A 22,637-nucleotide genomic window follows, 5' to 3' on the forward strand; every position below is an offset into this window, starting at 1 on the left:
TACCCTCCTCACTTTTGGCTCTGAGCTTGGATCACCGTCCTCAGCTTAACCCACGATATTTGAGGACGGGTAGGTCACTACATAATGTCTAGAGCACCGCGGCGATGGCTTTCGACAGGTAGTCAATATTGCTCGCATTGACCCCCGCCACGTTGATGCGTGACGAACCGAGCATGTAGACGCTGTGCTCCTCGCGCAGCTGTCTCACGTTCGCCTCGCTCAGGCCGAGAAACGAGAACATGCCGTTTTCGCGGCGAATGAAATCGAAGTCGCGACCGGTGCTCGCCTGCAGGCTGTCCACAAGCTGTGAGCGCAGGCCATTGATGCGCTCACACATTGCCAGCAGCTCCTCGCGCCAGATACGGCCCAGTTGCTCATCGCTGAGCACCTTGCCCGCAAGAATGGCGCCGTGCGCCGGGGGCATGGAGTAGAGACGGCGTGCCGCCACCTTGGCCTGACTGAGAATAGCGTCGGCGTTGTCCGCGGATTCACACAGGAACATGGCGCAGCCGGTGCGCTCGCGGTAGAGACCCATGTTCTTGGAGCAGGACGCGGCGACAATCATCTCGGGCAGGCGCGAGGCCAGCAGGCGCAGGCCCGCGGCGTCTTCGTCAAGGCCACTGCCAAGCCCCTGGTACGCGATATCGATGAACGGAATAAAGCCCTGATGCTCGGCCATGTCGGCAATGACCTGCCACTGGTCCAGCGACAGATCCGCCCCACAGGGGTTGTGGCAGCAGCCGTGCAGCAGCACCAGATCATCCTTGCCTGCCTGCTTCAGGTCCTCGACCATGCCGTCGAAATCCACGCCATGGGATACTGCATCGTAGTAACGGTATTTGGAGAACTCCAGTCCCACACTGCCAATCAGCGGGAGGTGCACCGGCCACGTGGGGTCGCTGATCCACACCCGCGCATCGGGCTTCGCCGCGTATGCCACCTCTGCGCCAATGCGCAGCGCACCACAGCCACCGGGGGCCTGAATACTGGAAACGCGTCCCGCCGCAAGGGCGTCGCTATCGCCGCCGAACACCAGCGCCCGCATGCCGCGGTTGAAATCCGCATCCCCCGCCGGGGGCAGATAGGCCTTGGTCGTCTCCTCTTCCACGAGTGTCCGCTGTGCCTGCTGAATGGCCTGGAATACCGGGCAGACGCCGCTTTCATCCATATAGATGCCGACAGTCAGATCCACCTTGTTCGGGTTGCTGTCCTCGCGACAGATCGCCGCCAGACCGAGGATCGGGTCATCGGGAAGACGTTGCAGAGCGTCCAGCATGGTGTCGTATCCTTCAACTTCAACGGGGCGTGCAAGAATAGCGCATTCGTCCAGATACTGCACAATAGAGGCTCTCCCGACACATGAGCGATACCCCATGACACGCATTCTGGTCGCCGGTTCCTCCAACACCGACATGATTATTCGTCTCGACCGGCTGCCGCGTCCCGGGGAGACCCTGCTAGGCGGTGAGTTCAGCACCAGCGGCGGTGGCAAAGGCGCCAATCAGGCCATTGCCGCCGCCCGCGCCGGCGGCGACGTGTCCTTTGTCGGCTGCTTCGGTGCCGACACCCTGGGCGATGAGGCACTGGCTGCACTCGCCGCGGAGGGCATCGACATCTCGGGCTGTCGACGCGATAGTGCGGCGCCGTCCGGGGTAGCGCAGATACTCGTCGCGGCGGACGGCGAAAACTGTATTGCCGTGGCACCGGGCGCCAACGCCCTGCTGACGCCCGCCGACATCGGCAGCGCAGAATCGCTGTTTGACGGCGCTGCCGCCGTACTGCTGCAGCTCGAGACCCCTCTGGAAACCGTGCAGGCAGCGCTTGAAACAGCGCGCCGTCACCACTGCTACAGCGTGCTTAATCCGGCACCGGCCTGCGACCTGCCGGCCGCGTTGCTCCCGATGGTCGACCTGATCACGCCAAACGAGACAGAGGCCGAATACCTGACCGGCATCGCCATTGAAAATGACAGCGATGCCGAAGCCGCTGCACTCGCGCTCCACGCCAGGGGCGTCAAAGATGTGATCATTACCCGCGGCAGTGCAGGCGTGACACTGTCGCGACAGTCACCGGCGGGCCAGGTCAGCACCTGTCACCGGCCCGCCTTTGCGGTGAACGCACTGGATACCACCGCTGCCGGGGACGTGTTCAATGGCTGTATCGTGGCCAGACTCGCGACGGGAGAGGATCTCGCCGACGCCCTACCCTTCGCCCAGGCGGCTGCCGCAATTGCCGTGCAACAGTTCGGCGCACAGAGCAGCATTCCCCGGCACGACGACATCCGGCACTTTCTGGCAGAGCGCCGTCATTGAAACTCAGGGCAGGCGGGACCCGCTTGCTCGGGGCCACGACCGGATTCCGGTGCCGTAGCCGGATCCCAGCGGCATGTTTTCGCCATGCGAATGTCACAAAGTCACACGGATTTTGGGACGTTTTTACGCGAAACTCTTGACAATCTGCGTTATATTCTAGGGACATACACCAAAAAACTGATCCATCATGGCACCGAAAAAAGCAGGCGGAAAAAGCACCGCCACATCTGGCAAGACCTTTGTCGATTTCGTGCGCAGCATCAAGTTTCGCAAGGCAAGAAAATCCAGCGACACACCGGACTGCGAGAGCCACTTCGCGCAGCTGGAGTCGCCGGTGGATGTGCGCCGGCAGCGCTTTACCAGCGAGGACTACCAGCTCATTCGCAGCGCCAACTGAGCAGACGACCGCCGCGCGTCATGCGGCGGCCGGCATCTGATCACGGCGCTTTCGCAATGACCACGGCCCGCCGCGGCGCGGGGTAGCCTTCTATGGTACGCGACCTGTCGGCGGGATCGAGAAAATCCGCCAGCGAGTGGAATCGCATCCATTCCGTGCCACGCTGTTCGTCGGTCGACGTCACCGACACATCCACCAGCCGTGGCTCGCGGAACTTCAGCTTGCGCAGCCATCCCAGCAGGGTTGCCGGACTCGGCAGGAACCAGACGTTGCCCATTCGCGCATAGCGTCCGGAAGGCACCAGCGTCGCCCCCTCACCACCCTCGATCACCAGCGTCTCCAGCACCAGCTCACCGCCCGCGCGCAGGCTGTCACGCAGGTCCAGCAGATGGTCCAGCGGCGACCGGCGGTGATAGAGAATGCCCATGGAAAAGACCGTATCGAAGGCCCGCAGCCCCGGCGGAACGTCCTGCATGGCCAGCGGCAGCACGTGGATGCCCGGTTGCTGGAGATAGTGCTGGATAGCGCGGAACTGCAGCACGAACAGCGGCGTCGGGTCGATGCCAATGACTTCAGCCGCACCGGCGCCCAGCATCCGCCAGCCGTGGTAACCGCTGCCACAGCCCACATCCAGAACCCGCCGACCGGCGAGCGGCGCAATCTCACCCGCTATGCGGTCCCACTTCCAGTCCGATCGCCACTCGGCGTCAATGTAAACACCGAACAGATCGAACGGCCCCTTGCGCCAGGGGTGGAGGCCCTGAAGCGCGGCCTGCAGGGAGGCACGCAGTGCATCGGAAACCGGCTGTGCGGCTGTCGCGCCGACAGCGGGACGGTCGAGGTTGACGCGATCGACCGCAATGGCAGGCAGTGAACCCAGCGCCGCCTGCCAGCGCGGCAGATCGCCGTAGCGCTGTGGCGACAGGCCGCGCTCGACCTGTGCCGGCAGTCGCTCGGCCCAGGGCGCCAGCGGCGTATCGCGCCAGGCGTTGACCAGGGACGAAAGGCTCACGCTTTGAGCGCAATCAGCGACGCGAAGTTGAAACACTGGAACCAGACATCGCAGGAATCAAAGCCCGCCGCGCGGGCTCTCTTGCGGTGGGTGTCGAGGGTTTCAGGGATCAGGACATTGTCGATGGCATTGCGCTTGCGGGCGATTTCCAGATCGCTGTAGCCGTGCTCGCGCTTGAACTGGTGGTGCAGATCAATATTCAGGGCATCCAGCTGTGGATCGGCAAAGGTCACCTTCTCCGACAGCACCAGAATCCCGCCCGGGCGAAGCCCCCGGTAGATGCGCTGTATGACGTCTCCTCGCTGCGCCAGCGGAATGAACTGCAGCGTGAAATTGAGCACCACCACCGAGGCATCGACAATCGGGATATCCGCGATATCTGCCTGCACGAGTTCCACGCGCGTGTCGTGGGTATCACTGTCGATCACCGAACGGCAGCGATCCAGCATTGCCGCGGCATTATCCACCGCGATAATGCAGCAGTCCGCTGCGCGCACGTTCTGACGCATGGCCAGCGTCGACGCACCCAGCGAACAACCGAGATCGTACAGATTGCTCCCCGCCGTCGCGTAACGACCCGCCAGCAGGCCGGACATCGACACCACCGTGGTATAGCCCGGCACCGAGCGACGTATCATGTCGGGGAAAACCCGCGCGACGTCAGCATCAAAGCGGAACGGGTTGGTCTCTCCCAGGGGGTCGGCAAAAATGGTGTCTCGTGGCTCACTCACGGCTCTGGCCTGCTGCTCTCATCTGCACAATGGATTCACGCGCGTCCCCACCCGAAACGCATTATCGGGGCAGGGGGAAATGATAACATGTGGGCTTTTCTGCCCGGGGACGGAGACAGCATGAAAGGCACCCATGAATACGTTCAGGACGAGCGCAACGCCAACATACTCATCGATATCAATGGCGAGCATTTTCATCGCGATGCGGCAAAGATTTCCGTCTTCGACTCCGGCTTTATTCTCGGCGATGGCGTCTGGGAAGGTATCCGCGTCGAGGCCGGCACTGTGCTGTTTCTCGAGCGGCATCTGGAGCGCCTGTTCGAGGGCATGAAGACCCTCGACTTTCTGCCTGACTTCGATCGCGAGGCGCTCACCCGACGTCTCTATGCCCTGCTGGCGGCGAACGACATGCACGACGGCGTGCACATCCGACTCATGGTGTCCCGCGGCACCAAGGCCACGCCCTATCAGGACCCGCGCATGACCATCACGCCACCCACGGTGGTGATCATTCCCGAATTCAAGGAGAGCAAGCCGGAAACCGCAAAGAAAGGCGTGCGTCTGTTCACCGTGCACGTGCGCCGGGGCTACTCGGACGTACAGGACCCGACGCTGAATACCCACTCCAAGCTCAACTGCATCACCGCCTGCATTGCCGCCGCCAAGAGCGGTCACGACGAGGCGCTCATGCTCGACCCTCACGGCTTCGTGGCCACCTGCAATTCCACCCACTTCTTCATCATCCGCCGCAACGAGCTGTGGACCTCCACCGGCGACTACTGCCTCGACGGCATCACCCGCGGCAAGGTCCTGGAGATAGCGCGCTCACTGGATATCCCGGTGCACGAAAGGAATTTCACCCTGACCGATGTCTACAACGCCCAGGAAGCCTTCGTGACCGGCACCTTCGCCGGACTGGTCCCGGTCTCCGAGGTGGATGGCCGCGACATCGGCGACGCCAATGACCGACCTTTCCTGAAGCGGTTGCAGCAGGGCTATCGCGACACGGTGAAGGCCTATATTGCCGGACCCGGCGCCAGCCACCCACGCCAGAGCTGAGCGCCGTGCAGCGCATAGCCATGTGGTCCGGGCCGCGCAACATCAGTACGGCCATGATGCGATCCTTCGAGAACCGACCCGATACCTGCGTGGTCGACGAGCCCTTCTACGGTTACTACCTGTCGCGAACGGGCATCGACCACCCGGGGCGCGACGAGATCATCGCCGCCATGGACCGCGACTGGCGCAGCGTCGCCCGCGCATTGACCCAGGGCGCGCCGGACATGGACGCCGCCGTGTATTACCAGAAGCACATGACCAAGCACATGCTTCCGGAGATGGATCTTTCCTTCATGGACGAACTCACCAACTGCTTCCTGATCCGCGAGCCGCGCCGCATGATCGCCTCCTTCGCGAAGGTGGTGCCGGAGTTCGACAGGGATGAACTCGGCTTCCCGCAGCAGATCATGCTGTTCCGCCGCGTACGTGATCGCCTCGGCAAAGCACCGCCGGTGATCGATTCGGCGCTGACGCTGCAGGATCCGGAGGGCGTGCTGCGGCAGCTTTGCGAACGCATCGATATTCCCTTCCGGGACGAAATGCTGCATTGGCCCGCAGGACCCCGGGACAGCGACGGCGTCTGGGCGCCGCACTGGTATGCCTCGGTGGAGGCGTCGACCGGGTTTTCCGAACCGGAATCCCACGCGGCGCCGGCGGAGGTGCCGGCGAGGTATGAGGCGCTGTGTCTTGAGGCGGAGGAGATTTATGCGGAGATGCTGGAGGAGGTGATCCGGCCGGAGTGAGTCGTGCTTCGGGGCCGCGGTCTGGCGGGTTCGCGACCTTGTGTCCTGGATTCGCACCGCGGGGGTATAAAACGCCCGCCAAGCGGTCGCAAACGCCGAAAATCTCTCACCACCCCTTCACAGGGTTACCGCTTGTACGCCGCCGTAAGGTACCACCGAAAGAGCGTTTTTCGCGGGGGTGCAGGGTGGTGCAGACCATGCGAGCCATGGATGGCTCGCCTGAGCCCCCACGGACGGGTTCACGGCGTGTCTGCACCACCCTGCACCCCCGCGGAGAAAACGCGGCCTACGGAGCACAAACCCCGGATCAGTGCAAAGACCCCTCCCGCCGATGCTCCCCAAACACACACTCAAACACCTCCCGGAATGTTCGCGCAAAATGCACCGTCATCCCGTCGCGCAGGTAATCCGGCAGCTCGTCGAAGTCGCGCTTGTTCGCCTGCGGCAGAATCAGCTCCATCACCTTGCTGCGACGCGCTGCAATCACCTTCTCGCGAATGCCGCCGACGGCGAGCACCTGTCCGGTCAAGGTCAGTTCGCCGGTCATGGCGAGGTGGCGGCGGATACGCTGGTTGCGCGCCAGGGACACCAGTGCCGTGGCCATGGTGATGCCGGCGCTCGGTCCATCCTTCGGGGTCGCCCCTTCGGGAACGTGCAGGTGCACCATGCTGGTTTCGAAGAAATCCGCATCACAGCCGTAGTCCTTCAGGTGTGCGGTGACGTGACTGTAGGCAATCTCCGCTGACTCCTTCATCACGTCACCGAGGCTGCCGGTCTGCTTGAAGCCGCGGTTGAGCGTGTGCACCTGCGACGACTCCACGGCCAGCGTGACGCCACCCATCGCGGTCCACGCCAGCCCCGTGACCACACCCACGCCGCGCTGCGGCTTTTCCTGGGTGAAGATCGGTTTGCCGAGAAAGTCTTCGATATCCTTTTTGCCCACGCGCAGGCGGGTATTCCTGTCGCCGTCGAGCAACTGACGGATGGACTTTCGCATGATCCGCGCCAGCTGCTTTTCCAGCGAGCGCACCCCCGCTTCGCGGCAGTAGGATTCGATCACGTATTTCAGCGCTGCGTCGTTGATCTTCAGCTGTACGGGCTTGATACCGTGTCGCTCAAGCTGTTTCGGCCAGAGATGGTTGCGTGCGATCGCCAGCTTCTCCTCGGCGATGTAACCGGCCAGACGCAGGGTTTCCATCCGATCCAGCAGTGGCCCGGGGATGCTGTCGAGCTGATTGGCGGTGCAGATAAACAACACCTTGGACAGATCCACACGCAGGTCGAGGTAGTGGTCGAGGAATTCCACGTTCTGTTCGGGATCCAGCACCTCGAGCAGCGCGGACGCGGGATCGCCCTGGAAAGAAGCGCCGATCTTGTCGATCTCGTCGAGCATGATCACCGGATTGGAGACTTTCACCTCCTTCAGAGCCTGCACGAACTTGCCAGGCATGGCGCCGATATACGTGCGCCGGTGGCCCTTGATTTCCGCCTCGTCGCGCATGCCACCGAGACTGAAGCGGTAGAACTCGCGCCCCAGTGCGGTGGCCACCGAGCGTCCGATACTGGTCTTGCCGACCCCGGGGGGCCCTACCAGCAGCAGAATGGAGCCGGCAATTTCGCCCTTGAAGGCACCTACGGCGAGAAATTCGAGAATACGCGACTTCACATCCTCGAGACCGTCATGTTCGGCGTCCAGCACCTTGCTCGCGTTCTCGAGGTCGAGGTTGTCGTCGGAAAGGCGACCCCAGGGCACGGATGTCGCCCAGTCCAGGTAATTGCGGGTCACGCCGTATTCGGGAGAACCCGGCTCCAGGACACCAAGCTTGTGCAGCTCATCGTCAATACGCTGCTGCACAGCGTCCGGCAGGGTTAGCCCCTCGAGCCGCTGCTCGAACATCTCCGCGTCTGACGTGCGATCGTCCTTGGAGATCCCCAGCTCTTTCTGTATCACCTTCATCTGCTCGCGCAGGAAGAACTCGCGCTGCTGGGTGGAGACCTTCTCGTTCACCTGATCGCTGATCTTGCCCTGCAGCTCCGCCACCTCGCGCTCCTTGCGCAGCAGGTTGAGCACTTTCTGCATACGCGACTGCAGGGGCAGCGTGTCGAGGATTTCCTGAAGATTCTCCCCCGACGCCGTTGTGAGTGCCGCGGAAAAATCTGCCAGCAGGCTCGGCTGATTGGGATTGAAGTTGGCGAGATACTGCTTGAGCTCCTCGCTGTACAGCGGGTTCAGCGGCAGCAGCTCCCTGATCGCCTTGATGATGGCCATGGCATAGGCCTTGACCTCATCGCTCTCACGATCCTCCTGAGCCCGCGGGTACTCCACCTGCACACGGTACGGCGGCTGGTCTGACAGCCAGCGGACAATGCGGAAGCGGCGCAGCCCCTGGGCAAGGAAGTGTCCCGGATTTTCCGCCATCATCGGCGGTCGGTGCAGGCGCACAACGCAGCCCATGGCCGGGAACTGCCGCGTGGTAATCTCTCCTGGCGTGGCACCCTCAACGAAGGCCAGACCGAGCAGGCCATTACCCGACTGCCCCACGGCTTTGAGCGTCGACTCCCACTCGTCGCTGTTGATTGCCACCGGCTGCACCTGCCCGGGAAAGAAGGGCCGGTTGGGCACGGGTATCAGATGCAGCGTTTCAGGAAGTACCTCATCGGCCACCGCCGGCGAATTCTGGCTGTCCTGCCTGTCGTTTTCGGCTGCCAGGTCTTCCCGCGCCCGCCTGTCATCGTGCTGATTGCTCATGTCTGACACTTTTCCGCCACAAAACAGCAGAGGTGGGGCTGTTGATAGCCGATTTCAAGCAACAGGCAGCGACGCGGCGGCGTCAGTCGTCCATCCCGTGCTGCCCACCACCGGGACCGGATCGCCCCGGCGGAAACGGAAACGCCGCCACATTTCCCTCGCGCGGCTTCACTTCGGAGATTTTCGCCGTGCCTTCCTTGTCGACCTCATCGATGCGAATCACGGACTGCAGCGGTATGTAGCTACGCGTGACACCGGCAAACTCGTTCTTCAGCTTTTCCTCGCCCGGGTCCACAACAATCTGGGAGCGCTCGCCGAAGACAAACTCCTCAATCTCGATGAAGCCCCACATGTCGCTCTGGTAGATCTGGCGCGCGAACAGCTCGACCACGGCATTGCCGTTGTGGAAAATGACCTTGTAGACGGGGTTGTTAGCCATAATGATCCGGAAAGTAGGTAGCACGGGTAGAACTGTGCAGACAGTTGTCTCGGTCACGGTCCTGCGAGGGGCGCCATGGTACCACCGGGCACTGAAAAAGACAGCAGGATGGCGCCTGCGGGGTATTCCTGCCTCGCCGGGATCTGTACAATCCATGCCCCTTTCGATTCAGAAGCCGTAACGGGCACAGCGCCCAGGAACAGACAGTGGCCAGGAAGCTTTACGTCAAGACACACGGTTGCCAGATGAATGAGTATGATTCTGCGCGCATGCAGGATCTGCTGCGCGACAGTCACGGTCTGGAAACCACCGACAATCCGGACGAAGCCGACGTCCTGCTGCTGAACACCTGCTCCATACGGGAGAAGGCCCAGGAAAAGGTGTTTCACCAGCTCGGCCGATGGAAGCACCTGAAGCAGAAGAACCCGGACCTCATTATCGGTGTCGGCGGCTGTGTCGCCAGCCAGGAGGGCGCCGAAATCGGTCGCCGCGCACCCTATGTCGACCTCGTGTTCGGCCCACAGACCCTGCACCGTCTGCCCGAGATGATGGACCAGCGCGGCCCTGGCGGCACGCTCGTCGTCGACGTCAGCTTCCCGGAAATCGAGAAGTTCGACCGCCTGCCCGAGCCCAGCGTGGACGGTCCCACCGCCTTTGTCTCCATCATGGAGGGCTGCAGCAAATACTGCAGCTTCTGCGTGGTGCCCTACACTCGTGGCGAGGAAGTCTCGCGTCCCCTCGACGACGTGATCCTGGAAGTCAGCCAGCTCGCCGACAAGGGCGTGCGCGAGGTCAATCTGCTCGGGCAGAACGTCAACGCCTATCGCGGCGACAATCACCTGGGCGAGACCGTCGATTTTGCGGAGCTTCTCGGCTACGTGTCGCGCATCCCCGGCATCGACCGCATCCGCTATACCACCTCGCATCCCATGGAGTTCTCCGACGCGCTGATTGATGTCTACGCCGAGATTCCGGCGCTGGTGGATCACCTGCACCTGCCGGTACAGAGCGGCTCCGACCGGATTCTCGCGGCCATGAAGCGCAATCACACCGCGCTGGAGTACAAGTCCCGTATCCGCCGCCTGCGCCGCATCCGCCCGGCCATCAGCATCTCCTCGGATTTCATTATCGGCTTCCCCGGTGAGACCGACGCCGACTTCGAGGCCACCATGAAGCTGATCGATGACATCGGCTTTGATACGTCCTTCAGCTTCATCTACAGTGCCCGACCCGGCACACCGGCGGCAGAGCTGCCGGACAACACGCCGGAAGACGTGAAAAAAGCCCGTCTCAGTGCCCTGCAGGCCCGCATCAGCCAGCAGGCACAGGCCATCAGCCGGCGCATGGTCGGCGGCGTGGAGACGGTGCTGGTCACCGGTGTGTCGCGCAAGGACCCTGGCCAATTGCAGGGCCGCACGGAAAACAATCGCGTGGTGAATTTCTCCTGCACGGACATGGGCCTGGTTGGCGAGTTCGCCAGGGTGACCATCGACGAAGCCCTGCCGAACTCTCTGCGGGGCACGCTGCTGCCGCTGGCCCCACCAATGCACGCATCGCATGGTTGACTGCGCGGGAATCCCGTATATTCTTAAAATTCCATTCAGCGAAGGCGAACACGCCTGGACATTTTGACTACAGACACCCCACACACTGAATCCGTTCAGCAAAGCCTCACCCTGGAACCGAATGACGCGACGTGCCTGGCCGTACTGTGTGGCCAGTTCGACGCCCATTTGCGGCAAATAGAGACACGTTTGCGTGTTTCCATCGCGGCGCGCGGCAATCTTTTCGTGTTGACAGGGAGTCAGGCTGCCGTTCAATCCTGCGCCGACCTCCTGCAGCATGTGTATAGCGAAGTCTGTCAGGGGGTTGGACTGACGCCTGAGTCCCTGCACCTGCAGCTGCAGCATGCCGGCGTGGACGGGCAGGATGACGAACCCCAGGGTGCGCAACCCTCCTCCGTGGAGGCGCTCCAGGTCATTCGTACACGGCGTGCGTCGGTCAAGCCCCGGGGCCGCAATCAGCAGGGCTATGTGCGCACCATCAAGAATACGGACATCAATTTTGGCATCGGCCCCGCCGGTACCGGCAAGACCTACCTGGCGGTGGCCTGCGCGGTAGAGGCACTGCTGGAAGAAAAGGTCCGCCGCATCCTGCTGGTGCGTCCGGCGGTGGAAGCCGGCGAAAAGCTGGGCTTTCTGCCCGGCGACCTGAGCCAGAAAATAGACCCCTATCTGCGGCCGCTGTACGACGCCCTGTACGAAATGCTTGGTTTCGAGACGGTCAACAAGTATATCGAGCGCAGCGTTATCGAGGTCGCACCGCTGGCATTCATGCGCGGTCGCACACTGAACAACGCGTTCATCATTCTCGATGAAGCGCAGAACACCACGCGGGAGCAGATGAAGATGTTCCTGACGCGCATCGGGTTCGGTTCCACCGCCGTCATCACCGGCGACGCCACCCAGATCGACCTGCCCCGCGGCGCCCAGTCGGGCCTGACCCACGCGGCGAACATCCTCGAGGATGTCGAGGGCATCGGCTTTACCTATTTCGCCAACAAGGATGTTGTCCGTCATCCGCTGGTGCAGCGCGTAGTCGAGGCCTATGACAGCCACGATGCCCGCACCACGGCCATCGACAACACCCGCCGATGACTCTCACGCTGGATGTCCAGGCGGCCTGCTCCGATCCGGCGCCGGAGGAATCCGAGTTACGCCGCTGGCTGGACTGCGCCCTGGGTGAAGCGGGCCACGCCCGCGATGCCGAGATATCCCTGCGCCTGACGGACGAGGCCGAAATGGCGGCGCTGAACCATCGCTATCGCCAGCGCGATGGCGCCACCAACGTGCTTTCCTTCCCCGCGGATCTGCCGCCGGGCCTCGAACTGCCCCTGCTCGGCGATATCGTCATCTGCGCCCCCGTGGTGCTGCGCGAGGCCCGCGAGCAGGGGAAGCCGGCAGATAGCCACTGGGCGCACATGACGGTCCACGGCTGCCTGCATCTGCTGGGCTATGATCATATCGAAATGGCAGACGCCGAGATCATGGAGTCGCTGGAGACGCGTATTCTCGCTGCGCTCGGACTGCCCTGCCCCTATACGTTTTCTCTCGAAAAGGAGCGTTTCGCGTCGTGAGTGACGAGCGCAACAACCAGGATCAGGACGAGCGTTCCTGGCTGAGCAAAATAGGACAGCTGTTCTCTTCCGAGCCCCGCAGCCGCAAGGACCTGGAAGATGTCCTGAGTGTGGCCGCGGATAATGAAGTCATCGACGAGGACGCCCGCAGCATCATCCAGGGCGCCATGCAGGTTGCCGACATGCAGGCCCGGGACATCATGATTCCCCGGGCGCAGATGGTGGTCATCAAGTCAGAGTCAACGCTGGAGGAGATCCTGCCGCAGATCATCCGCTCGGCGCACTCACGCTACCCGGTGATCGGCGACAATCCGGATGATATCCTCGGCATTCTGCTGGCCAAGGACCTGCTCCCGCAGATCCTGAAAAAGGACAATGCGGATTTTGACATCCGCGAGCTGCTGCGCCAGACGGTGGTTGTTCCGGAAAGCAAGCGGCTCAACGTTCTGCTGCGCGAATTCCGCGAGAACCGTAACCACATGGCGATCGTCATTGACGAATACGGCGGCGTGGCTGGACTGGTCACCATCGAGGATGTGCTGGAGGAGATTGTCGGCGAAATCGAGGACGAGACGGATATCGAGGAAGACCAGCATATCCGCCGCATCAGCGATGACGAGTTCTTCATCAAGGCACTGACGCCGATCGAAGATTTCAATGACTACTTCAAGACCGACTTCAGCGACGAGGAATTCGACACCATTGGCGGCCTCGTGATTCACGCTTTCGGACACATGCCCGCACGCAACGAAACCACGCGCATTGACGATTTCGAATTCAAGATCATCAACGCCGATCAGCGCAAGATCCACAGCCTGCGCATGCGCCCCATCAGGGACTAGATGTCTTGCTCTTGCTGATGCCCCTCGCCGGGGCGCTGCTGACCCTTTCTTTCGCGCCTTTCGGTCTTTGGCCAGCGGGCATTGCCGGCTGCGCCCTGTTCGGCTATTTCCTGTGCACCTGCGGCACCGGCGCTGCCATCTGGCGCGGCTGGCTGTTCGGCCTGGGACTGTTCGGGACCGGCGCCTCCTGGGTTTACGTCAGCATCCACGTCTACGGGCAGGCAAGTATCGCGCTGGCGACCCTGCTCACGGTTGTGTTCTGCGCCGGTCTCGCGCTGTTGCCAGCCCTTTTTGCCGGTCTTTACGTGCGCTGGGTGCGCGGCTTGCCCGGTGGCATGCTGATCGGCTTCCCGGCACTCTGGGTCCTGTTCGAGTGGCTGCGCAGCTGGTTGCTGACCGGCTTCCCGTGGCTCTATCTCGGCTACGCGCATATCGACACCTGGATCGCCGGATGGGCGCCGATCGCCGGCGTCTATGGTCTGAGCTTTTTCACCGCACTCACCGCCAGCTGCCTGTTCCTGGCCTGGCGCAGCCGCGGTGCCGCGTCGCTCGTGACCTATGCCGGCATCGTCGTGACTATCTGGGTAGGCGGTCTGGTCCTGCGACCGATCGAGTGGGTCGTGCCTGCGAGCGAGGCGCCGCTCAGCGTCGCGCTGTACCAGCCGAATATCCCGCAGGAACTGAAATGGGACCGACGCTATTACGACACCATTCTGCAGCAGTACGAGCGCGCCGTGCGCCCGATGTTCGGCAAGGACATCGTGCTCTGGCCGGAGTCGGCGATTCCCCGCATCTACGAAAATGCCCGCGACTTCCTTGACCCCATGGCACGCCGTGCAAGCCTGACCGACTCCACCCTGATCACGGGCGTCCCGTCCCGGGATGATGCCGGCGCCTATCGCAACAGCATTGTCGCTATCGGTCTCGGCGAGGGCATGTACCACAAGCAGCGACTGGTCCCTTTCGGCGAGTACGTTCCCCTGGAAGACTGGCTGCGCGGGGTGATCGCCTTCTTCGACATGCCGATGTCCAGCTTCAGCAGCGGTCCGCCCGACCAGCCGCCACTGCGCGCGGGTAGCCACCGCGTGGCCCCCTATATCTGTTACGAGATCGTTTATCCCGGCCTCGTGGCCCGGGCCGCCCGCCGTGCGGAACTCCTCGTCACCGTCAGCAATGACACCTGGTTTGGCGCCTCCATCGGGCCGCTGCAGCACCTGCAGATGGCGCGAATGCGCGCGCTCGAGAATGGCCGCTACCTGCTGCGCGGCACCAACAATGGCGTCTCCGCCATCATCGACCACCGCGGCAAGATCACGGCGCAGACCGAGCAGTTCGTGGAAACCACGCTGACGGGCACCGCGGAGGTTATGCTGGGGCACACACCGTTTACCAGCTTCGGTCCGATGCCTGTGATTATTGCGTGTGCGTCGCTTCTGGCACTCATGGCTCTGGCTTACCTCACGCTGTGGCGCAACGGTCGATAGCACGCGCAAACCGACGAATGATCGCGACCCCTGTGGATTGGTGATAACATCGCCGCTTTTCAGTGACCTACGGCATGCAAGAGCAATACGATCCGCAAGACCTTGAACGCCAGGCGCAGAGGTTCTGGCAGGAAAATGACAGCTTCGCCGCCAGCGACGACTTCACGCGCGAGAAATTCTACTGCCTGTCCATGTTCCCCTACCCCAGCGGCAAGCTGCATATGGGGCATGTGCGCAACTACACCATTTCAGATGTGATTGCGCGCTACCAGCGCATGCTCGGCAAGAACGTCCTGCACCCTATGGGTTGGGACGCCTTTGGCCTGCCCGCAGAAAACGCCGCCATCGCCAACAGGACGGCACCGGCAACCTGGACCTACGCCAATATCGACGACATGCGGCGCCAGCTGCAGGCACTCGGCTTCAGCTTTGACTGGTCGCGGGAAATCGCCACCTGCCGCCCCGAGTACTACCGCTGGGAGCAATGGTTCTTCACGCGGCTGTATGAAAAGGGCCTGGTGTACAAGAAGATGTCGACGGTGAACTGGGACCCTGTTGACCAGACCGTGCTCGCCAACGAGCAGGTCATCGACGGCTGCGGCTGGCGCTCGGGGGCGCCCATCGAGCGTCGCGATATTCCGCAGTGGTTTATCCGCATTACCGCTTACGCCGAGGAGCTCCTCGATGATCTTGAGAAACTCGAGCACTGGCCCGAGCAGGTGCGCACCATGCAGCGCAACTGGATCGGCAAGAGCCGCGGCGCCAACCTGCGTTTCGATCTCGAGTCATCCGTAGCCGGCGTCGATAGCCTCGAGGTCTACACCACACGCCCGGATACCCTGATGGGCGCCACCTACCTCAGCCTGGCGGCCGGCCACCCCGTGTCGCTGGCGATGGCGGAGGAAAACCCGGCACTCGCCGCCTTCATTGACGAGTGCCGCCACGGCTCGGTCGCCGAGGCCGACCTCGCGCAGCAGGAAAAGCGCGGCATGGACACCGGCCTGAAGGCCGTGCATCCACTCACCGGCGATCTGCTGCCGGTGTGGGTCGCCAACTATGTCCTGATGGACTACGGCTCGGGCGCCATCATGGCTGTACCGGCCCACGACCAGCGCGACTGGGAGTTCGCCACTCGCTATGGCCTGCCCCTGCGTGTCGTGGTCAGCGACGACAACGGCAATGCACCCGACATCACGCGGGAGAGCTATACCGGTCGCGGCCGCCTGATCAACTCCGGCGAGTTCGATGGCCTGGAATTCGAGGCGGCCTTCGACGCTATCGCTGCAGCGCTGGAAGCGCGGGGCGCCGGCGAGGTCACGACCCAGTATCGGTTGCGCGACTGGGGTGTGTCGCGGCAGCGCTACTGGGGCTCACCGATTCCCATGCTCAATCTGCCGGACGGTGGCGAGATTCCCATCCCCGAGGATCGCCTGCCGGCGCTGCTGCCGGAAGACGTGGTGATGGACGGCGTTTCCTCGCCCCTGAAGTCGGATCCACAGTGGCGCCAGTTCGATCTCGACGGCATCGCCTGCGAGCGCGAGACAGACACCTTCGACACTTTCATGGAATCGTCCTGGTATTACGCGCGCTTTACCTGCCCCGACTATGAAGATGGCATGCTCGACAGCGATCGCGCCAACTACTGGCTGCCGGTTGACCAGTATGTCGGCGGTATCGAGCACGCCATTCTGCACCTGCTGTACGCGCGCTTCTTCCACAAGCTGATGCGCGACGAGGGCCTGATCACCTCCAGTGAGCCCTTCACGCGACTGCTCACCCAGGGCATGGTGCTGAAAGATGGCGCCAAGATGTCCAAGTCCAAGGGCAATACCGTTGATCCGCAGGCCCTGATCGACGCCTATGGCGCAGATACCGTGCGCCTTTTCAGCATGTTTGCTGCGCCGCCCGAGCAGTCGCTGGAGTGGTCGGATTCCGCCGTCGAGGGTGCCAATCGCTTTCTCAAGCGCCTGTGGCGACTGGTCACCGGACACGTGGCAGCCGGGCCGGCACCGCCACTGGACGTCGCCGCCCTCAATGATGCGCAGCGCGATCTGCGCCGCAAGACCCACGCCACCATTGCCAAGGTCAGCGACGATTACGGCCGCCGACTGACCTTCAACACCGCCATCGCGGCCATCATGGAGCTGTGCAACGATATCGGCCGGCTGGATGCCGACAGCGATCAGTCCCGCGCCGTCATCCATGAGGCCCTGGATGCGGTTGTGCGCATGCTCTGCCCCATCGTCCCGCACCTTTGTCACCATCTGTGGCGCATGATGGGTGGCGATGGCGACGCCATGGTCGCCGCCTGGCCGACAGTCGATGAATCCGCACTGGCGCGCGACAGCATCGAGATGGTGGTCCAGGTGAACGGCAAGGTGCGGGCGAAAATGTCCGTGCCCGCAGACATCGACAGAGACGGCGCGGAGACAGCGGCACTGGCACAGGAAAACGTCCAGCGGTTTATCGAGGAAAAAACGGTGCGCAAGGTCATCGTCGTCCCCGGCAGGCTGGTCAATATCGTGGTGGGCTGAACGTGACTCGCAACCACCGCCTCGCGCTCTGCATACTGGCCCTGCTGCTTGCTGCCGTCGCCGGCTGCGGCTTCCAGCTGCGCGGCGGCGAGGGCGGCTCCTCCCTGCCCGACGCCTGGCAGTCCATGCACCTGAGCACCCCCAGCCCGAACAGCGAACTCAGTCGCGTGGTGCGAACGCGCTTTACCGCCAGTGGCATACGCTGGCTGCCAGCCGACGAGGCGGCCTACGTGCTTGCGCTGGGCAATGAACGCTTCACCCAGCGCAACCTGTCCATCAACGCCCAGGCACGGGCGGCAGAGTTCGAGCTGACATTGCGCGCCCGCTTTGCGGTGCGCGACAGCGACGGCAAGCTCCTGCTGCCACCGGACGACGCCATCATCACAAAGCAGATGGAGAACGATCCGCGCAATGTGGTGGGCAAGGCGGAGGAAATCCGCATTCTGCGCAACGAGATGCGTACCGAGCTCGCGCAGCAGATCATGCGTCGTATTTCCTTTTATGCCGCCAGCGAGCGCTGATGCGGATCTACCCCGAAAAACTCAGGGGGGATCTGCAAAAGCGGCTGCTACCGGTTTACCTGGTCAGCGGCGACGAGACACTGCTGGTGCAGGAGTGTGCTGACAGCATCCGCGTGGCGGCGCGCGAGCGCGGCTGCAGCGAGCGCATTGTCATGGACGCCGGACGCGACTTCGACTGGCAGGAACTGCTGCAGCACGCCAGCAACCTGTCGCTGTTCTCGCAGCAGCAGCTGCTGGAACTGCGGCTGCCGGACGCAAAACCGGGAAGCGAGGGCAGCAAGGCAATTTGCCGCTATCTCGATAATCCCTCCCCCGATAACACCCTGCTGATTGTCGCCGGCAAACTGGACCGCACCGCCGCCAACAGCAAGTGGTTCCGCGCCATCGACAGCGCCGGGGCCACGCTCAGTCTGTGGCCGGTAAACCCCGGCGAACTGCCGCGCTGGCTGCAGCAGCGTGCAGCGGCGGCCGGCCTGACCCTGACGTCCGAGGCGGCGGCACTCCTGGCAGAACGCACCGAGGGCAATCTGCTGGCCGCGGCGCAGGAGATCGAGAAGCTTGCCCTGCTCGGCGAGAACCCGCACATCGATGTCGACAGCGTCACTGATAACGTGCTCAGCAGTGCGCGCTTTGGCGTATTCAGCATGGTCGACACTGCCCTCGCGGGTGATGCCCGCAGCACCCTGCGCATGCTGCAGGGCCTGCGGGCCGAAGGGGTGGAGCTGGCGGTCGTGATGTGGGTGATCGCGCGGGAACTGCGCCTGCTGCAGGCACTGGTAGAAGACTGTGCGCAGGGCATGCGGCCACAGCAGGCCCTGCAGCAGCATCGGGTATGGAAATCGCGCCTGGCGGCAGTCGGCGCCGCTCTGGAGCGACATGACCGCCGCAGCATGCCGCGGATTCTTCAACTGGCGCTGCAGGCGGACGCGGCTGCCAAGGGCTATGGTCCGGGCGATGCCTGGCAACACCTCGAGACCCTGCTGCTGGCAATCGCGCGGCGTAGCGCCCTGCATCCGGTACGGTAAGACCTCCACTCAACCTGTCGTTTTTTCAGGCAGGTGGCAAATCATCACGCTTGCGCTTCCACACAACCGACTATACTGTATATCCATACAGTTACTGCAGACGGTCATTGTGAGGAGAGCCATCATGAACAGCGTACTCGAGCAGGTCATGCGCCGCCAGGACACCTGGGTCGGCCGTGCCGAACATTTCGCCCCCGCCCGCGCGGCGGCCAATAGCGACAGCCACGGTCGCGAACACCTGTCTACCGGCTACAGTACGCTGGATGCCGCACTTCGCGGACAGGGCTGGCCACTTGGCAACAGCATCGAACTGCTCAGCGACGCCTCGGGAATGGGTGCCATGGGCCTGTTCCTGCCTGCCATGGCCAGTCTCAGCGCACAACAGCGACAGTGGCTGGTCTTCATTGCGCCGCCTTTCGTTCCCTACGCCCCGCTGCTGGAAGCCCGCGGCATCGACACCCGACAGGTGCTACTGGTACATCCGCGCAGTCGCGAGGACCTCCTCTGGAGCACCGAGCAGGCGCTGCGTAGCAGCACCTGCAGCGCCGTATTCAGCTGGCTGGGCAGTACCGATTATCGCTACAGCGAACTGCGCAAGCTGCAGCTGGCGGCCACCAGCCGCAACAGCCTGTCGGTCCTGTTTCGCGCTGCACATACGGGTCAACAGCATGCGCCTGCCGCCCTGCGCCTGCAGATGACGGCGTACCGCCAGGTCCAGCTGCTGAAGCAACGTGGCGGCAAGCAGGGTCTGACCGTGGAACTGCCGGTAGCGGAAGACATTCCCGGTCAACCGCAGCTGTGGGAACTGCCCGCCAGTCCGGCTGGTACGGCCCCTGTGGCGGCACCGGCCGCACGTTGACTCCGCCAGGCAAGACGGCGCAACGACGCATGCACCCGTTCAGGGTGGCGGCCACCGGTCTTTATCGTTATAACGGAGGCGTACATCAACAGGGAGCTGGACATGCAGGATTTGCCTCACCATTACACGGCAAGCGCCCATGGTGCTGATACCGGCAGCATTACGTTAAACGCATCCAATGTCCCCGATATCAGCAGCGCAGCACCCGCTGAATTCGGTGGACCCGGTGATCAGTGGTCGCCGGAATCACTGCTGGTTGCTGCGGTCGCCGACTGTTTCATATTGACGTTTCGCGCTATCGCCCGCGCCTCGAAGCTGGAGTGGGCCCATCTGGAGTGCAGCGCCGAGGGAACCCTGGATCGCGTAGAGCGCGTCACACGCTTCACCGCCGTGCACATTGTGGCCACACTGACCGTGCCAGAAGGCACAGATCCGGAAAAGGCCGAAAAACTGCTGCACAAGGCCGAGGAGAACTGCCTGATCACCAATTCACTGAACGTTGAACCGCAGCTGACAACCCATGTCAATCACAGTCGCTGAGGTGCTCGTATGGACGCGTGGCTGACCGACTACGGGGTCACTATCGGCGTTGGCGGACTGATCCTGTTCATGGTCTTTATCGTCTGGGATCTGGCCCGCCGCAGCAATGCCGGCAAGTTCGGCACCCTGATCCTGTTCATCGCCCTGGGAATGGGCATCCTGGGCTTTCTGATCAAGGGTGTCATTACCTACCTGATGGAGAGTGGCGGGGTCTAGTGGCCCACTAGCCCGCCTGCCTCTCGATCATCGCATCGACCTTCTTCTCAAGAATGGACAAGGGCACCGGACCGTCCTTGAGAACCTCATCGTGGAAATCGCGGATGTCGAAATCCTCGCCGAGGGCAACACGGGCTTTCTCGCGCATCTCCATGATCTTCAGCTTGCCGATCAGATAGGCCGTTGCCTGTCCGGGCATGGCGATATAACGCTCGATTGCCCGGGTGGAATCACCCAGTGAGTTCGGAGTGTTTTCCACCAGGTAATCGATGGCCTCCTCGCGGGTCCAGCGCTTACTGTGTATTCCAGTGTCGACCACCAGGCGACAGGCACGCCACAGCTCCATGGCCAGGCGACCAAAGTCCGAATAGGGGTCCTCATAAAACCCCATATCCTTGGCCAGTTCCTCGGTATACAGCCCCCAGCCTTCGGTGAAGGCGGTGAAACTCGCGTATTTCTGGAACTCGGGAATATCGTCCAGCATCACGGTAATGGCGCGCTGCATGTGATGTCCCGGCACACCCTCGTGGAACGCCAGCGCCTCAAGCTGGTATTTCGGCATATCCGCCATATCGTACAGGTTGGCGTAATAAATGCCGGGGCGCGAACCGTCCTTCGGGGGGGCCTGGTAGAACGCCTTGCCGGCGGAGCGCTCGCGGAAGGCCTCCACGCGCTTGACCACCAGCTCGGCTTCGGGCAGCAGGCCGAAATAATCCGGCAGGCGCTCGCGCATGGCGTCGATCGCCGCCCGCGCCTCTGTGAGGTAGGCCTCGCGGCCGGCATCCGTATTCGGATAATAGAACTGTTCATCCTCACGCATGAAATCAAAGAACGCCGGCAGATCACCCTCAAAGCCCACCTTCTGCATGATCGAGCGCATCTCGTCGTGAATGCGCTCAACCTCGCTGAGGCCAATGCTGTGAATCTCGTCAGCACTCAGATCGGTCGTGGTAAACCAGCGCAGGCGCTGAGCATAGAACGCGTCGCCTTCGGGGAATTTCCACACGCCGTCGTCCTCCGAAGCCGCCTGCGCCTGCTGGGCAATCGCCGCAATCAGCCGCTGGTAGGCCGGCTTGACCACGTTCACCAGGACGGTTTCCGCCTCATCCAGCAGCGCCTGACGCATCTGGTCATCAATGTCCAGTGCTGCCACCTTGGCCTTGAAGTCCTCCCACAGCGTGGAGTCCGTATCGCTGTCGTCGTAAGGGGCGCCGGCAATAACGTTCTGCGCCGACTCCAGCATCTTCGGATACTGCCAGTCTGCCAGCAGCAGGCCTTTCTCCGTGCGGATAGCCATTTGCGAAATGACCTGGTCGAAATACCTCGCCACGTTGCGCAGTCGGCCGATATAGTCCTCGGCATCCTGACGGTCAGCAATGCGATGAATATTGATCAGCGCGCTGGGAACCGCCGTGTGCGGACCCCGGAACTGGTGAATCACGTAGTGATGATGGCGGAATTCGTCGCTGGACAGCTGTCGTTCCAGATTCAGTTTGTACAGATCATAAGACAGCTGCTCGCTGGGGCTCAGACGTTCGCGATCAAACTGTCCCAGCTGCTGCAGGCGCGCCTGGTTCAGCTCACGCGTCTCCTGCTGAAAGGGTTCCGACACCGGATTCCACTTGTCGTTGTTGGTCTTGATACCGCGATAGGTTGCCGTGAGCGGATAGCGCTCCATGTCCGCGGCATAGGCTTCCTCCAGAAACTCGCGAAAGCTGGCAGGGGACTCCTGCTCCGTGGTCGGGTTCACGTTGCCGCTCGTTTCGGTCATTGACGCACCCGGCGTGGCGCTATCGTCCTTGCCAGAACAGGCGGTCAGGCCAATGGCAGATGCCAGTGCCAACGCCAGCAAACCATTACGTTGTTGTTTCAAGATGGGCTCCCTCAGCATAAATAACGGACAGGATAATGGCGTAACGATCCGCAAAATGCCAATGCTGTGGTCTAGACATTATGTAGTGACCTACCCGTCCTCAAATATCGTGGGTTAAGCTGAGGACGGTGATCCAAGCTCAGAGCCAAAAGTGAGGAGGGTAGG

Annotated in this window: 21 protein-coding genes; 15 read left to right on the forward strand and 6 right to left on the reverse strand. The window is 62.4% G+C overall.

All coding sequences use genetic code 11. The annotated features are described in order from the left end of the window. Positions 1-88: 88 nt before the first annotated feature. Complete coding sequence (locus EV688_RS16805; protein ID WP_117319671.1) at positions 89-1,276, reverse strand: amino acid aminotransferase; 1,188 nt, start codon at positions 1,274-1,276, stop codon at positions 89-91. 97 nt (positions 1,277-1,373) lie between these two features. On the opposite strand from EV688_RS16805, the gene rbsK reads away from it, so the two are divergent. Beyond that, a complete protein-coding gene (gene rbsK / locus EV688_RS16810; RefSeq protein ID WP_162884013.1) occupies positions 1,374-2,312 on the forward strand; it encodes a ribokinase in 939 nt (312 codons plus the stop codon). Positions 2,313-2,499: 187 nt separating this feature from the next. Then, positions 2,500-2,709 carry a hypothetical protein gene (locus EV688_RS16815; protein ID WP_117319666.1) on the forward strand — a complete coding sequence of 70 codons (210 nt, stop codon included), beginning with the start codon at positions 2,500-2,502 and terminating at the stop codon, positions 2,707-2,709. Positions 2,710-2,749: 40 nt separating this feature from the next. Here EV688_RS16815 and cmoB read toward each other — a convergent pair whose 3' ends face one another. Then, positions 2,750-3,721: a tRNA 5-methoxyuridine(34)/uridine 5-oxyacetic acid(34) synthase CmoB gene (gene cmoB / locus EV688_RS16820; protein WP_117319665.1), complete on the reverse strand. Its 972-nt coding sequence runs from the start codon at positions 3,719-3,721 to the stop codon at positions 2,750-2,752. Then, positions 3,718-4,452, reverse strand: a complete 735-nt coding sequence (cmoA, locus tag EV688_RS16825) for a carboxy-S-adenosyl-L-methionine synthase CmoA (RefSeq protein ID WP_117319664.1) — start codon at positions 4,450-4,452, stop codon at positions 3,718-3,720. The genes cmoB and cmoA overlap by 4 nt, the downstream gene beginning before the upstream one ends. Positions 4,453-4,539: 87 nt before the next feature. Between cmoA and EV688_RS16830 the strand changes: the two genes are divergently transcribed. Then, positions 4,540-5,511: an aminotransferase class IV gene (locus EV688_RS16830; RefSeq protein ID WP_240624473.1), complete on the forward strand. Its 972-nt coding sequence runs from the start codon at positions 4,540-4,542 to the stop codon at positions 5,509-5,511. Positions 5,512-5,516: 5 nt separating this feature from the next. Then, positions 5,517-6,254 (forward strand): sulfotransferase-like domain-containing protein, encoded by a 738-nt coding sequence (locus EV688_RS16835; RefSeq protein ID WP_240624472.1) that lies wholly within the window; start codon positions 5,517-5,519, stop codon positions 6,252-6,254. A 307-nt stretch (positions 6,255-6,561) separates the two neighbouring features. On the opposite strand, the gene lon is transcribed toward EV688_RS16835, so the two are convergent. Together lon and EV688_RS16845 are read right to left on the reverse strand one after the other, a co-directional pair. Further along, on the reverse strand, positions 6,562-9,003 hold the full coding sequence (gene lon, locus EV688_RS16840; protein ID WP_117319662.1) for an endopeptidase La: 2,442 nt from the start codon (positions 9,001-9,003) through the stop codon (positions 6,562-6,564). Positions 9,004-9,085: 82 nt separating this feature from the next. Next, on the reverse strand, positions 9,086-9,442 hold the full coding sequence (locus EV688_RS16845) for a DUF1820 family protein (protein ID WP_117319661.1): 357 nt from the start codon (positions 9,440-9,442) through the stop codon (positions 9,086-9,088). Positions 9,443-9,648: 206 nt separating this feature from the next. Between EV688_RS16845 and miaB the strand changes: the two genes are divergently transcribed. From miaB to EV688_RS16900, 11 genes are all read left to right on the forward strand, one after another. Then, complete coding sequence (gene miaB, locus EV688_RS16850; RefSeq protein ID WP_117319660.1) at positions 9,649-11,007, forward strand: tRNA (N6-isopentenyl adenosine(37)-C2)-methylthiotransferase MiaB; 1,359 nt, start codon at positions 9,649-9,651, stop codon at positions 11,005-11,007. 63 nt (positions 11,008-11,070) lie between these two features. Further along, the gene (locus EV688_RS16855; RefSeq protein WP_420867068.1) at positions 11,071-12,099 is read left to right on the forward strand and encodes a PhoH family protein; all 1,029 of its coding nucleotides are present in this window, start codon (positions 11,071-11,073) and stop codon (positions 12,097-12,099) included. Then, positions 12,096-12,578, forward strand: coding sequence for an rRNA maturation RNase YbeY (gene ybeY / locus EV688_RS16860; RefSeq protein ID WP_117319658.1), 483 nt, complete (start codon positions 12,096-12,098; stop codon positions 12,576-12,578). The genes EV688_RS16855 and ybeY overlap by 4 nt, the downstream gene beginning before the upstream one ends. Beyond that, positions 12,575-13,420, forward strand: a complete 846-nt coding sequence (locus EV688_RS16865; protein ID WP_117319657.1) for an HlyC/CorC family transporter — start codon at positions 12,575-12,577, stop codon at positions 13,418-13,420. The genes ybeY and EV688_RS16865 overlap by 4 nt, the downstream gene beginning before the upstream one ends. Before the next feature lie 5 nt (positions 13,421-13,425). After that, positions 13,426-14,904 (forward strand): apolipoprotein N-acyltransferase, encoded by a 1,479-nt coding sequence (lnt, locus tag EV688_RS16870; protein ID WP_240624471.1) that lies wholly within the window; start codon positions 13,426-13,428, stop codon positions 14,902-14,904. 74 nt (positions 14,905-14,978) lie between these two features. Further along, a complete protein-coding gene (gene leuS / locus EV688_RS16875; protein WP_117319668.1) occupies positions 14,979-17,438 on the forward strand; it encodes a leucine--tRNA ligase in 2,460 nt (819 codons plus the stop codon). Between the two features lie 2 nt (positions 17,439-17,440). Beyond that, complete coding sequence (locus EV688_RS16880) at positions 17,441-17,959, forward strand: LPS-assembly lipoprotein LptE (RefSeq protein ID WP_205686746.1); 519 nt, start codon at positions 17,441-17,443, stop codon at positions 17,957-17,959. Continuing rightward, on the forward strand, positions 17,959-18,984 hold the full coding sequence (gene holA, locus EV688_RS16885; RefSeq protein WP_117319655.1) for a DNA polymerase III subunit delta: 1,026 nt from the start codon (positions 17,959-17,961) through the stop codon (positions 18,982-18,984). The genes EV688_RS16880 and holA overlap by 1 nt, the downstream gene beginning before the upstream one ends. Before the next feature lie 124 nt (positions 18,985-19,108). Further along, positions 19,109-19,843, forward strand: a complete 735-nt coding sequence (gene imuA / locus EV688_RS16890) for a translesion DNA synthesis-associated protein ImuA (protein WP_117319654.1) — start codon at positions 19,109-19,111, stop codon at positions 19,841-19,843. A 102-nt stretch (positions 19,844-19,945) separates the two neighbouring features. Then, positions 19,946-20,383 carry an OsmC family protein gene (locus tag EV688_RS16895; RefSeq protein WP_117319653.1) on the forward strand — a complete coding sequence of 146 codons (438 nt, stop codon included), beginning with the start codon at positions 19,946-19,948 and terminating at the stop codon, positions 20,381-20,383. A gap of 9 nt (positions 20,384-20,392) precedes the next feature. Continuing rightward, complete coding sequence (locus EV688_RS16900) at positions 20,393-20,599, forward strand: DUF2788 domain-containing protein (RefSeq protein WP_117319652.1); 207 nt, start codon at positions 20,393-20,395, stop codon at positions 20,597-20,599. A 7-nt stretch (positions 20,600-20,606) separates the two neighbouring features. On the opposite strand, the gene EV688_RS16905 is transcribed toward EV688_RS16900, so the two are convergent. Beyond that, positions 20,607-22,472 (reverse strand): DUF885 domain-containing protein, encoded by a 1,866-nt coding sequence (locus EV688_RS16905; RefSeq protein ID WP_240624470.1) that lies wholly within the window; start codon positions 22,470-22,472, stop codon positions 20,607-20,609. Between the last annotated feature and the right edge of the window lie 165 nt (positions 22,473-22,637).

It is taken from the genome of Chromatocurvus halotolerans (assembly GCF_004340525.1).
Taxonomy (GTDB): Bacteria; Pseudomonadota; Gammaproteobacteria; order Pseudomonadales; family Halieaceae; genus Chromatocurvus; species Chromatocurvus halotolerans.

Coding starts and splice junctions, on each gene's coding strand:
- EV688_RS16805 (WP_117319671.1), bottom strand. CDS start 1,276: ATGCTGGACGCTCTGCAACGTCTTCCCGATGACCCGATCCTCGGTCTG.
- rbsK (WP_162884013.1), top strand. CDS start 1,374: ATGACACGCATTCTGGTCGCCGGTTCCTCCAACACCGACATGATTATT.
- EV688_RS16815 (WP_117319666.1), top strand. CDS start 2,500: ATGGCACCGAAAAAAGCAGGCGGAAAAAGCACCGCCACATCTGGCAAG.
- EV688_RS16830 (WP_240624473.1), top strand. CDS start 4,540: ATGTGGGCTTTTCTGCCCGGGGACGGAGACAGCATGAAAGGCACCCAT.
- lon (WP_117319662.1), bottom strand. CDS start 9,003: ATGAGCAATCAGCACGATGACAGGCGGGCGCGGGAAGACCTGGCAGCC.
- EV688_RS16845 (WP_117319661.1), bottom strand. CDS start 9,442: ATGGCTAACAACCCCGTCTACAAGGTCATTTTCCACAACGGCAATGCC.
- ybeY (WP_117319658.1), top strand. CDS start 12,096: ATGACTCTCACGCTGGATGTCCAGGCGGCCTGCTCCGATCCGGCGCCG.
- leuS (WP_117319668.1), top strand. CDS start 14,979: ATGCAAGAGCAATACGATCCGCAAGACCTTGAACGCCAGGCGCAGAGG.
- holA (WP_117319655.1), top strand. CDS start 17,959: ATGCGGATCTACCCCGAAAAACTCAGGGGGGATCTGCAAAAGCGGCTG.
- imuA (WP_117319654.1), top strand. CDS start 19,109: ATGAACAGCGTACTCGAGCAGGTCATGCGCCGCCAGGACACCTGGGTC.
- EV688_RS16895 (WP_117319653.1), top strand. CDS start 19,946: ATGCAGGATTTGCCTCACCATTACACGGCAAGCGCCCATGGTGCTGAT.
- EV688_RS16900 (WP_117319652.1), top strand. CDS start 20,393: ATGGACGCGTGGCTGACCGACTACGGGGTCACTATCGGCGTTGGCGGA.